At 48.3% G+C, this 11726-nt stretch carries 10 protein-coding genes and 1 pseudogene; 9 read left to right on the forward strand and 2 right to left on the reverse strand.

Annotated elements, in window-relative coordinates; all coding sequences use genetic code 11:
* Window positions 1-141: 141 nt before the first annotated feature.
* From IEY46_RS04135 to IEY46_RS04155, 5 genes are all read left to right on the forward strand, one after another.
* Window positions 142-1719 carry an aminotransferase class III-fold pyridoxal phosphate-dependent enzyme gene (locus tag IEY46_RS04135; protein WP_188989392.1) on the forward strand — a complete coding sequence of 526 codons (1578 nt, stop codon included), beginning with the start codon at window positions 142-144 and terminating at the stop codon, window positions 1717-1719.
* A gap of 1 nt (window position 1720) precedes the next feature.
* Complete coding sequence (locus IEY46_RS04140) at window positions 1721-2509, forward strand: DeoR/GlpR family DNA-binding transcription regulator (RefSeq protein ID WP_188989394.1); 789 nt, start codon at window positions 1721-1723, stop codon at window positions 2507-2509.
* Between the two features lie 30 nt (window positions 2510-2539).
* Window positions 2540-3655 carry an alanine dehydrogenase gene (ald, locus tag IEY46_RS04145; protein WP_188989396.1) on the forward strand — a complete coding sequence of 372 codons (1116 nt, stop codon included), beginning with the start codon at window positions 2540-2542 and terminating at the stop codon, window positions 3653-3655.
* Between the two features lie 197 nt (window positions 3656-3852).
* Window positions 3853-4884 carry an ATP-binding cassette domain-containing protein gene (locus tag IEY46_RS04150; protein ID WP_188989398.1) on the forward strand — a complete coding sequence of 344 codons (1032 nt, stop codon included), beginning with the start codon at window positions 3853-3855 and terminating at the stop codon, window positions 4882-4884.
* Complete coding sequence (locus IEY46_RS04155; protein ID WP_188989400.1) at window positions 4881-5696, forward strand: ABC transporter permease; 816 nt, start codon at window positions 4881-4883, stop codon at window positions 5694-5696. The genes IEY46_RS04150 and IEY46_RS04155 overlap by 4 nt, the downstream gene beginning before the upstream one ends.
* A gap of 89 nt (window positions 5697-5785) precedes the next feature.
* Here IEY46_RS04155 and deoD read toward each other — a convergent pair whose 3' ends face one another.
* Window positions 5786-6493 carry a purine-nucleoside phosphorylase gene (gene deoD / locus IEY46_RS04160; protein ID WP_188989402.1) on the reverse strand — a complete coding sequence of 236 codons (708 nt, stop codon included), beginning with the start codon at window positions 6491-6493 and terminating at the stop codon, window positions 5786-5788.
* A 332-nt stretch (window positions 6494-6825) separates the two neighbouring features.
* Between deoD and IEY46_RS36260 the strand changes: the two are divergent.
* From IEY46_RS36260 to IEY46_RS04180, 4 genes and pseudogenes are all read left to right on the forward strand, one after another.
* Window positions 6826-7136, forward strand: a pseudogene (locus tag IEY46_RS36260) (ABC transporter permease subunit); the annotation flags it as partial.
* 47 nt (window positions 7137-7183) lie between these two features.
* Window positions 7184-8470 carry an NCS2 family permease gene (locus IEY46_RS04170; protein ID WP_188989406.1) on the forward strand — a complete coding sequence of 429 codons (1287 nt, stop codon included), beginning with the start codon at window positions 7184-7186 and terminating at the stop codon, window positions 8468-8470.
* A gap of 196 nt (window positions 8471-8666) precedes the next feature.
* Complete coding sequence (locus IEY46_RS04175; protein WP_188989408.1) at window positions 8667-9890, forward strand: amidohydrolase; 1224 nt, start codon at window positions 8667-8669, stop codon at window positions 9888-9890.
* Between the two features lie 144 nt (window positions 9891-10034).
* Window positions 10035-10478: a DUF1579 family protein gene (locus IEY46_RS04180; protein WP_229750055.1), complete on the forward strand. Its 444-nt coding sequence runs from the start codon at window positions 10035-10037 to the stop codon at window positions 10476-10478.
* A 139-nt stretch (window positions 10479-10617) separates the two neighbouring features.
* Here IEY46_RS04180 and IEY46_RS04185 read toward each other — a convergent pair whose 3' ends face one another.
* Window positions 10618-11505, reverse strand: coding sequence for a fructose bisphosphate aldolase (locus tag IEY46_RS04185; protein ID WP_188989413.1), 888 nt, complete (start codon window positions 11503-11505; stop codon window positions 10618-10620).
* Window positions 11506-11726 lie beyond the last annotated feature (221 nt).

Below are 11726 nucleotides of genomic sequence, written 5' to 3' on the forward strand. Positions count from 1 at the left end.
AGATGAGAATAGGGATAAGAGTGGCGTATTTTTTTACCCAAACAAAAAAGAAAGTTAAAAGAAACAAATTGACAACAAAATAGAAAGTGTATATCATTAAATCATAACAACAACGAAATCGTAATGGAGTGAGTTGAGAGCATGCGAACGGTAAAGAGGTCACTGGTCCAGATTCTTGGGAATGATTATATGGAAGCTGTAATCGCCGGAGCGGCTATACTGAAGGACTTGGACAGGGAAGAAACGGAACGCTTGGCTGAGGAAGAGATTGATTTCATGCCGGAGGCTTATATAAACAAGATGGATCGCTTATTGGCGCAGGTAGGAACGAGGATTGTCCCGGCTATGCAATCTTCCATCGCCGGTGCGCCTACGGATTCATTCAGGAAAGCAGCCAATTCGAAAGCCAGTCCCATCGGCGGATTAGGGTATCTTCGTCTGGGTGAGGATGGAAGATTATACCTCGCGGCCAAAAGTGAGCATTATCACATCCCTTTGGGGCACCATTTTCCAGGCTATAAGCTGATTGACCATGCAAGGGCTCTCGGGATCACGAATGCAACACACAACAACACCAGGGGACATATTACACGCTTGCTAGAGAGAGAGCTAATCCGAACAGTTAATGGGATAGACCGGGATGACGCTCATGCTGTGGATGAAATATTGGATTCCCGCGAAGCCCATGTGCTGAACCGCGTAATCAATCTGGATACGGGCTCATTGTCTTGCGAAGCGGGGATAAAGATGATGCTCTCCAGGTTCTATAAACTGGATGAGCAAAGCCCGCAACCGAAGTATGCGGATCGAACACCTGTGTTTTTTGTAATTGCGGATAAAGAAGGTAAAGGAAAAGCAAATTATCACGGCACAACAATCATCGCTCAGACGATGAGGGATTTATGGCCTGATTTGTATGATAAAATGGACAAAGCAGGCATGATGAAAGTTGTTCCGGTTAACATCAATCATATGGAAGATTTTCGCGAGAAATTCGAGCGGTACAATAAGCCGCCATTCAAAGCGGCAGGATTTATCCATGAAATTATTATGATGAATTATGGCGGAATCAAGCTGGAAGAGAGCTTTCTGAAGCAGGCGTATGAACTTTGCCATGACCATGACACTCCGGTGATGTGCGATGAGATCCAGTCGTGCATGTGGTATCCAGGCATGTTTCTGTTCAGGGAATATGGATTGAATCCGGACTTCGTCGTCATCGGCAAAGGCTTTCCGGGGGGAGAATACTCCGCCTCACGGATCATTACGACCAGCGGGATGGATACGCTTAATCAGTTCGGCGCGCTGGTCACCAACGGGCAGGAAGAGCTGGCTGCCTTGTCTTACCTGATTACGATGAGCTTTGCGGAGGAAAATGCGGCCTATACGCGCAGGATGGGCGACTATTACGAAGCGAAGCTCAGGGAAATGGGGTTGCGCTATCCGTCTCTGGTCGATTGCATAGAGGGCAAGGGGCATCTGGCGACGATTTTCTTCCATGAAGCGGCGAAAGTTATTCAATTCACAGACATTCTCAATGACAAATGTATTGATGTAAGCTCTCAAACCTACAAGGCGATGTGTCCGCCTACGGCACTTACGAAACCGCCTATTATTGCGACTCCGCAGATGCTGGATTATCTTCTGGACAAAATGGAGGAAGCGTTAATGACGATCAATGGGGAAGCGCCGCTGCAAATTATCGGAAAAGAGGGATAGCATGACGGAACTAAGACTCGAGGATCTTAAAATAGAAGAGAGAAGAAAAACAATTCTGGAACTGCTCCATAAAGAAGGCAAAGTAAAAGTTATTGAATTAAGCAAGCTCTTCGCCATATCGGAGGTAACGATCAGGGGAGATCTGGATGCGCTGGAGAAGGAGGGGCTGCTTGAACGCGTCCATGGCGGCGCGGCAAGCAATTACAAAAGTTATTATAATATGAATCTGAATGACCGCATGGAAACCAATCAGGAAGAGAAAAGGAAGATTGCCATTGAGGCTGCTTCCATGATTAGTGACGGGGATACCCTCATTCTCGGTTCCGGAACGACTCCCTTGTATGTCGTCAGGGAACTGAAGAACAGGAAGAATCTAATGATCATTACCAACTCATATTCTGTGGCCCAGGAAGCGGGTCATAACCATAACATTAAAGTTATCGTACTGCTGGGAGGCAACCTAAATCCCGAGTATCAATTCACATCGGGTGATGATGCTATCAGTCAATTAAGCAGGTATAAGGCAGACAAGCTCATTCTCTCATCGGATGGAGTCAGCGCAGAGTTCGGGGTCACGACTTATCATCATCTGGAGGCGGAATTGAACAGGCAAATGATCGCCAGAGTGAACAAGACGATTGTCGTAGCGGATTTCACAAAGATCGGAAGAGCGAACTTTGCCCATATCGCCGGGCTCGACAAAGTCGATTGCTTGATTACCAATGAGAATGCCAACAAGGATGAGATCGCAGCTATTCATGACAGCGGCATTGAGATTCGTCTCGTTTAGCTGCAGTAAGAAAAAGGGGAGAATTCACAAATGATCATTGGTTTGGTTAAGGAAATCAAGAACAATGAAAATAGAGTGGCACTTACACCTGGCGGCGTACTTGAACTGATAGGGAATGGACATCAGGTGCTTGTTGAGAAGGGCGCAGGCTCCGGAAGCGGATTTGGAGATGAGTTGTATGTGGAGGCCGGAGCATCGCTGTTTGCGGACAAGAAGGAACTCTTCGACCAAGCGGAAATCATCGTTAAAGTGAAAGAACCGCTGGAATCGGAGTATGAATTATTCAGAGTGGGGCAAGCCTTGTATACCTATTTGCATTTGGCTCCCAATCGTTCTCTGACGGAGATGCTCATTGAAAAAAAGGTGACAGGGATTGCGTATGAAACCGTGCAGCTGGCAAATGGACAGCTGCCCCTTCTTTCACCCATGAGTGAAGTGGCAGGTAGAATGTCGGTTCAAATCGGAGCGACGATGCTTCAAAAGTATAATGGCGGAATGGGAATTTTACTTGGAGGAGTACCTGGTGTAAGCAGCGGCGAGGTGGTCATTATAGGCGGCGGTGTTGTAGGAACAAATGCGGCAAAGATGGCTTTGGGACTTGGCGCAAGAGTTACGGTATTGGACGTGAGTAAAAATAGATTAGCGTATCTGGATGATATATTTGCCGGTAGAGTTTCAACGTTGATATGCAATGATTTCAATGTTGCTCAAGCTGTAAAAAATGCTGATTTGCTCATTGGAGCTGTTCTGGTTGCGGGCTCCAAAGCACCTAAGATCGTTAAAGAAGCTATGGTGAAAACCATGAAGAAGGGGTCTGTTATCGTAGATGTGGCCATTGACCAGGGAGGTTCGATCGAGACGATTGACAGAGTAACGACACATGATAATCCGTACTATGAAAAACACGGGGTCATCCATTATTCTGTTGCCAATATGCCCGGTGCTGTACCGCGGACTTCTACTTTTGCGCTTGAGGCAGCTACACTTCCCTACCTGATCCAAATTGCGAATAAGGGAGTTAAGCGTGCGCTTCTGGAGGATCCTTGCCTTATGGCAGGCTTGAATACTTATGACGGTATGATCACTTATGAACCAGTTGCAGTAACCCTGGGATTTAAATATGAGGATCCGAAGAAATATTTATAATACAATAGAACCAGCTCAGATCTGCCTGGCAATCGCCGGGTTTTTTTTAATTCCGTGTCATCGACTATTCCCCTTTATCACTCCCTCTTCTTACTCCTCCAAGCTTGTCTATTCAGTGCGGCTTATTAGCGGTTCATATTCCGTTCATATTTTTGCTTTACCATTCTTGAGTAATCAGTTGTATAGGAGGAATTGTAATGGAACATGTTTACAGAAAGGAAATAGATCCGGGGAATGGCGGCTGGGCCGTCGAAGCGGAGGGACTGGTCAAAGCATTTGGCAGCAATCGCGCGGTGGACGGTGTGGATTTGAAGGTGCGCACCGGATCGATTTATGGCGTGCTTGGGCCCAATGGGGCGGGCAAGACCACCACAATCCGCATGCTGGCGACCTTGCTCCGGCCGGATGCAGGATCGGCACGCATCTTCGGGCACGATGTAGCGAAGGAGTCGCAGATCGTCCGTCAATTGATTGGGGTGACCGGGCAATATGCATCCGTGGATGAGTCGCTCAGCGCTACCGAGAACCTGATTATCTTCTCCCGCCTGCTAGGACTGGGCCGAAAAGAAGCGAAGCATAAGGCAGAGGAGCTGTTGGAGGAATTCGGCCTGTCGGAGGCGGCGAAACGGCCGCTGAAGAATTTCTCCGGAGGCATGCGCCGCAGGCTGGACCTCGCGGCGAGCCTCATTGCACAGCCGCCACTCATCTTTCTGGATGAACCGACTACCGGATTGGATCCGCGAACACGTTCACAGATGTGGGATACGATCCGCAGGTTGGTCAAAACAGGCTCCACCGTTCTGCTGACGACACAATACCTTGACGAAGCAGACCAATTGGCTGACCGGATCGCGGTAATCGATCTGGGCCGGGTTGTTGCCGAAGGAACCGTAGATGAGCTGAAAGCATCCGTCGGTACCTCATCTTTACACTTGAAAGTCCAGAATCCGGAAGATATCGGAAACGTCCGCCGGACCATCGAGCAGGTGCTCCACGTTCCGTCTCAACTATCATCGGAAGCCGGAACGATTACGGCGCCGATGGCGAACGCAGATCTGGTCACTGATTTGCTTATCGCCTTGCGTGCAGAAGATATTCACCTGATCGAAATGAGTGTCCAGAAACCGACGCTGGACGAGGTGTTTCTGACCATTACCGGCCACGGCGCAAAGAGCGGCGAGCAGCAGACAGCTCATGAACCATACAAAGCAAAGGAGGCAAGAGTATGAGAAGCACTTCCGTTTATCCTGCCGCCGATCTCAAGCTTAAGAACCATACGAGCTTCGGTCAGACGGTACGCAATTCGCTTACGATGGCCTATCGGGGGCTGCTGAAGATACGCCGGACGCCCGAGCAGTTGTTCGACGTTACGCTGCAGCCTATTATCTTCACGCTGATGTTTACCTATATCTTCGGCGGGGCCATATCTGGCGATGTGCAAAGCTATTTGCCCGTTATTATCCCCGGTATCCTTGTACAGACTGTAATTACGACCTCTATCGTCACGGGCGTCCAGCTGCGGGAGGATATGGATAAAGGGGTATTCGACCGATTCAAGTCATTGCCTATCGCCCGCATTGCACCGCTTGCCGGAGCTCTTCTGGCCGATACCGTCCGATATACGATTGCGACTGTTCTTACCTTCGCGATGGGCTATATAATGGGCTATCGGCCTGAGGGCGGACTGGGTTATGTCGCGATCGCGGCTGTGCTTGTCATTTTTTGCGCATGGTCAATCAGCTGGATTTTTGCCTTTTTCGGCGTGATCGCCCGTACGGCCTCAAGTGTGCAGGGGATATCCATGATCGTATTGTTTCCGCTCACGTTTCTATCCAACGCGTTCGTACCGGTCAAGACGATGCCCGATTGGCTGCAATGGTTTGTCAACATGAATCCGATCTCGCATCTGGTTACTGCAGTGCGTGACCTGGCCAACACAGGGACCGTAGGCTGGGATCTTGGGATCTCCCTTATCGGATCGGCGGTCATTGTGGCGATCTTTGCCCCCATCACAGTACGTGCTTATATGCGCCGGACCTAAACCAGCCCATTTAGAAAAACACCTTATGGAGCAGTCATTGGATAAATCCTATCCATTGAAGCTCCATGGGGTGTTTTTTGTGTTTCTTGTCAGGATTTGGCGACCGTTTCCAGAGCAACCTCGATCATGTCGTTGAAGGTGGTTTGTCTCTCGTGCGCCGTAGTCTGTTCGCCTGTAAGAATATGATCGCTGACGGTCAGAAGACTCAGGCCTTTTACATTGAATTTAGTCGTTAGATAATATAACGCAGCTGTCTCCATTTCGACTGCCATCACGCCATGCCGGCCCAGTTTGCTTACGATTTCTTTATTTTCCGAATAGAACACATCAGATGAAAGCACATTTCCTACACGCAGCTCAAGACCTTTGCCGGTTCCGATCTCATATGCGGTTTTGATTAATTCAAAGTTGCCGATCTGAGGGAAATCAAAGCCCGGGAACTGATTGCGGATCATAGCGGAATCTGTGGCCGCTGCTTGGGCAACAAGGACATCCCGCAAATGGACATCCTGTTGAATAGCGCCGCATGTACCGATACGAACGAGATTCTTGGCGCCATAGTCGTTGATCAACTCATGAATATAAATTGAGGCGGAGGGCATGCCCATTCCTGTACCCTGAATCGATACGCGATTACCTTTATAGGTTCCAGTAAAGCCTAACATGCCGCGGACATTATTATAACAGACGGCATTCTCGAGGAAGGTCTCCGCAATATACTTCGCACGTAACGGATCGCCGGGCAGTAAGACGGATTCTGCAATTTCACCAGTTGCGGCTTCAATATGAACACTCATTTGAATGACCTCCATAAATTCGTATTAGGGTGCATCAGAAACAGCTTGCCCGAAAATCATAGCACAAAATAAGTCCGCATTATGTTAAAGAGCCAACTTTGAATCTGTGAACGGCCAAACGGCGGAGGGCTAGAAGTATTGTAGCATGGGTTTGCGGAATAATAGCAATACATCGCCAGTCTTTCCATGAGAATGAGGAAACTGTATGAAATGCGAACGATTTGCCGTGATTGGCATTTGCCGATTTAGCAGCAACCATCGCAGAAAAATTTGGGATCACCAAACCGAAATCGGGGAAAGCTTTTTAGAGTTATTAGGTGAACATAACTAACATTCTGAGAGGATCGCTTGCTGCGCCCGGTGGAGCGACGATTGTATTGGCCTCGAACAGCAGCTTTGCATATAATACCATTTCAGGACAAGGCTATATTGCGCTTGCAGCCGTTATCTTCTGAAAATGGAATCCGGCCGGAGTATTGCTTGCTTCCTTGTTTTTCGGTTTAGCCCAGGCGGTGAAGGATCAGCTACAAATTTTCGATTTTGCCGCAAATATTCCGAATGAATCTTTTATATGCTGCCCTATGTGTTAACATTATTCGTATTGATTGGAGCAGTAGGGAAGGCTCGTTCGCCGAAAGCATGAGGTGAACCTTACGAGGTCGGCAAACGATAAGAGGTGGTTCAACCATAATGAATAGTCCATTGTTCAAACGGTTCCAGATTGAAAGAAAACAAACGTCGATACGGACGGAACTTGTTGCCGGGACAACATCGTTTATGACGGTTGCCTACATCGTAGCGGTGAACGGAGCCATCCTGCATCTGGCGGGCATGCCCTATGAAGCCGCAACGATTGTCACCGTAATCTGTTCGTTTATCGGCTGCATGCTGATGGCGCTTTGGGCCAATTCGCCATTGATACTGGTCCCTGGCATGGGGGACAATGCTTTTTTTGTTTTTACCCTGGTATTCTCGCTGGGATTGACGTGGCAGCAGGCTCTTGCTGCTGTATTCCTGGCCGGTATCGTTTTTCTGGTAACGGCGGTAACCAAAGGAGCCGATTATTTATCGCGCTCGATTCCCAAATCGATGATAAGCGCCATGACGGCTGGAATCGGACTCTTTATCGCTTTTCTGGGGCTGAAGAATGGTGGGATAATCGTCGCGAGCGAAAGTACTTTCGTCACATTGGCGAATCTTAGCGACCCTTATGCGTTAACGACGATCCTGACTTTAGTGATCGCGATACCGCTTTTCATGCGCAATGTGAAAGGGAGCTTCCTGATCGCCATTCTTGCAGGTACAGGGATCGGTGCGCTGCTGGGTATCGTCGATTTTTCAACGCTGCGCGATTTTAGCATTTCTTTTGAAGGTTACGGCGAGCTTTTGTTTGCCCTGGATTTTAGCGGAGCGGGTTCGCTAAATTTTTGGACAGCCGTATTTTCTTTATCGATGGTCATCATCTTTCAGAATATGGGCGCACAGCTGGGGATGCTTCCGGATAAGGGGGAGTTCCGCAGGTCCTTTCAAGCCAATTCCGTTTCGGTTATCAGTGCAGGGCTTCTGGGCTGCAGTCCCATGACGACAGCAGCTGAATCGGCAACAGGCATCGCATCGGGCGGGAGAACGGGGCTGACTTCGTTTACCACAGGACTTCTCTTTATTCCCGCATTGTTTCTGATTCCCCTCTTCAAGGTCATTCCAAGCAGCGCCATTGCGCCTGTTCTCATTCTTGTCGGCTGTCTGATGGTGCAGAGCATCAGGGAGATTCCGTTCAGTGACTTTACGGAAGCCTTTCCCGCATATCTGATGTTGGCGATTATGCCTCTATCTTTCAGTATCGCCAATGGAATTGCCTTTGGATTCATTGCTTACCCGATTCTGAAGCTGGTTACAGGCAGGAACAAAGAAATATCGGTGACGATGGTTGTAATCGCCTTATTTTTTCTGCTTTATTTTATATTGGGATCCATTTAAAAGCGGTCAGCGTCCAGCCTGCCTAAATGGGACATAAACGGCAGAGATGCCGTTTTTTTTCTGAAAGGATCGTTATCCGGTCGTTCCTTTTTTTGTCTGGTTATGGATCGGTCGCCATGCCATAATAGCAGGAAACCACGAATGATTATATTGATGATGATGCAAACCGATTTGGTGAATAGAAGGAGGGTATATCATGCTAAATGCTTCTTACTGGTTAATGAATGTACGATTGGAACAGGGATATGCAATGGAAGACGGCCAAGTGTCCGGTACGAATACGGAGATTTGTCATCTTCGCATACAAGGCGGTACGATTGCCGAAATTGCGGGAACTGACCCGCAGTCTTCTGGAGATCTTCCGAAATACGACTGCAAGGGTTTATTGCTGCTTCCCTCATTCGAGGAGGCGCATATCCATTTGGACAAAACATATTACGATGGACCGTGGAAAGCCGTCAGGCCTATTACCAGCATCTTCGAGCGGATGGAGGAAGAGAAGATTCTGCTGCCTAAGCTGCTGCCAAGGGCCAAACAACAGGCAGAGAGCATTTTGCGCCTTATTCAGAGCTTTGGTGCCACACATGTTCGGAGCCATTGTAATATCGAGCCTGTCAGCGGGCTTCATCGGCTGGAGGCAACCAAACAAGCCCTGGATACCTTCTCTGGGAAAATATCCTCTGAAATTGTAGCTTTCCCGCAGCATGGGCTGCTACGGTCAGATTCGGTTCAACTGGTAAAGCAGGCGTTGGAAGAAGGGGCCACTCATGTAGGCGGAGTAGATCCTTATACGGTGGATGGAGATATTGAGAAGTCGCTGCAGATTACCGTGGAGCTGGCGGTACAGCATCATGCCGGCATTGATATTCATCTGCATGATGGAAATAAAGCGGGAAAACAAACGTTGATGCGGCTGGCCGATCTGACTGAAGAAGCCGGATTGCAGGGGAAGGTCACGATTAGCCACGCATTTTGGTTTGCCGGCGCCCCGCAGCATGAAGCGGAAGAGGTGGCAGTGAGGATGTCATCCCTGGGCATGTCCATTGCTTCGACTGTGCCGATCGGAAAGACAAGCATGCCGCTTCCAATGCTGCATAACAAAGGTGTAAAAGTGAAGCTGGCAACTGACAGCCTCACGGACCACTGGTCCCCATTCGGTAACGGAGATCAGTTGGAGAAGGCGGGGCGGTTCGCGGAATTATACGGGTATAACGATGAACGGTCGTTGTCGCGAAGTCTGGGTTTCATTACTGGCGGGATTACACCGCTGGACCAACAGGGGCAGCAGGTGTGGCCGAAGGCAGGGGATACAGCGAGCTTTGTGCTCGTTCATGCCAGCTGCTCAGCCGAAGCGGTTGCGCGAAGAGCGCAGCGTCAAGCTGTATGGTATGAAGGGCGTATCGTGAGCGGCTCAATATAATAATAAGCAAATTCGGCCCCGGGCTTAAGGAGAAGCCCGGGGTCGTTATGGGTTGATCCCTGAGTAAATGAGCAATTTATAAGAAATCATAATATTTGATAGATGCTATGATAGAAGCAACTTCGCATGATAGGAGAAATAAAAATGTCAACTAAACGTGATCCTGCAATGGAACGATTGAATGTTTTCGTCGGAAAATGGAATACAGAAGGTGTGATTAAAGCGAGTCCGTCCGGAGCAGCTGAACAGTTAAAAGCAGTAGATACCTACGAATGGCTGCCCGGGGGTTATTTTCTTATTCATCATATTGATGGCCATATGGGGAAAGAGGAAGTTAAGGCTATTGAGATCATTGGCTATGATCCTTCCAGTCAGAAGTACACCACACACTCCTATGACAACCAAGGCAATTTCAATGCATACAAAGCGAATCTGCTCGACCGTGACTGGACCATTTTGGGGGAATCGGAGCGTTTCACAGGAATGCTTAGTGAAGATGGCAACATCTTAACAGGTACTTGGGAGCTGTCACACGACGGTGAGAATTGGGCGCAGTGGATGGACATCAAGTTGACTAAAGTCATCTAGCTAAAATTGTCTACTTTACTAACTGATACATTAGCTCAATTAACCGCCTTCCTTAGAAGGCGGTTAAATTTTCAACTCAGAATCAATAGTAAGGTTTAACATTGCCCAGGAACTTTAACCAAGTGTTCATGGATTGCCTTTATTTGATTGAGGCTGCATAGATTTCCTGAATGGATTTGGAAAGCATCCTGTTGAATGCATCGTCTGTCTGCCCGGCCGTCAGCCCTTCCGATAAAGCGCGCGAGAAACTGGCAATGAGACCATGATTTTGCGCCAGCCTTTCATTCGCTTCCATTTGCGAGTAGCCACCCGACAAGGCCACGATTCGTACAACATGCGGATCTTCCATTAAATCGCTGTAGAAATTGTCTTCCGTTGGAATGGAGAGCTTGAGCATGATTTGAATGTCTGGGTCAAGGGTTGATAATTGAGCGAGAATCTCGTTTTTTAATATTCTTTCCGATTCGGCCTTATCCGCGCTGTTGATATCCACTTCGGGTTCGATAATCGGTACCAGTCCCATCCGGGCAATCTGCTTGCCGATCACAAACTGCTGCTCTACGACTTTTTTGATTCCGGCAGGATTGGCTTCCTTGATCAAGGAACGCATTTTGGTCCCGAATATATTTCGCTGAGCCGCCCGCTCCAGGAGGTCGTTTAACCCGGGAATAGGCTTCATTAGCTGAACGCCGTCTTCGAGGCCGGCAAGCCCTTGATCGACTTTCAGGAAGGGCACGATGCCTTTCTTCTCCCACAGATAATCGGCTGTTAATTGACCGTCTATGGAACGGTCCATCGTGTTCTCAAACAAGATCGCGCCTAAAATATGACGGGAATCAAACGCGGAACTCTGAATAATGCGCGTTCTCATCTCATGTACCAATGCGTACATCTCTTCATCATCCGAATAGCTGGTTTCCTGAACACCATATTGCAGCAGTGCTTTAGGGGTACTTCCGCCGCTTTGGTCCAAGGCCGCAATAAAGCCCTCACCCGTACGGATTCGTTTCAATTGCTCTGTGTTCATGAATCATTCTCCTTTCCTCTCGGGGATGGAATGGCAGCATCTTGTCTATTATAGCACTTCTCCGAAATAAATTACTTTTCCAGGATCGCTCTTTGCGGTTTTTGGTCACATGATGGCACTAAAACACGAAATTCGCTACAACAACTATAGTATTTTGTTCATTCCAAGTTGATATGTATTGCTGTAAGATAAGGGAGACAGGCATAACAGGAATAAGACTA

The sequence above is a fragment of the Paenibacillus nasutitermitis genome (assembly GCF_014641075.1).
GTDB classification, from domain to species: domain Bacteria; phylum Bacillota; class Bacilli; order Paenibacillales; family Paenibacillaceae; genus Paenibacillus_Z; species Paenibacillus_Z nasutitermitis.

Bases quoted from the DNA above. Each gene is read 5' to 3' on its own strand.
- IEY46_RS04135 (WP_188989392.1), top strand. From the start codon at position 142: ATGCGAACGGTAAAGAGGTCACTGGTCCAGATTCTTGGGAATGATTAT.
- IEY46_RS04140 (WP_188989394.1), top strand. From the start codon at position 1,721: ATGACGGAACTAAGACTCGAGGATCTTAAAATAGAAGAGAGAAGAAAA.
- ald (WP_188989396.1), top strand. From the start codon at position 2,540: ATGATCATTGGTTTGGTTAAGGAAATCAAGAACAATGAAAATAGAGTG.
- IEY46_RS04150 (WP_188989398.1), top strand. From the start codon at position 3,853: ATGGAACATGTTTACAGAAAGGAAATAGATCCGGGGAATGGCGGCTGG.
- IEY46_RS04155 (WP_188989400.1), top strand. From the start codon at position 4,881: ATGAGAAGCACTTCCGTTTATCCTGCCGCCGATCTCAAGCTTAAGAAC.
- deoD (WP_188989402.1), bottom strand. From the start codon at position 6,493: ATGAGTGTTCATATTGAAGCCGCAACTGGTGAAATTGCAGAATCCGTC.
- IEY46_RS04170 (WP_188989406.1), top strand. From the start codon at position 7,184: ATGAATAGTCCATTGTTCAAACGGTTCCAGATTGAAAGAAAACAAACG.
- IEY46_RS04175 (WP_188989408.1), top strand. From the start codon at position 8,667: ATGCTAAATGCTTCTTACTGGTTAATGAATGTACGATTGGAACAGGGA.
- IEY46_RS04180 (WP_229750055.1), top strand. From the start codon at position 10,035: ATGTCAACTAAACGTGATCCTGCAATGGAACGATTGAATGTTTTCGTC.
- IEY46_RS04185 (WP_188989413.1), bottom strand. From the start codon at position 11,505: ATGAACACAGAGCAATTGAAACGAATCCGTACGGGTGAGGGCTTTATT.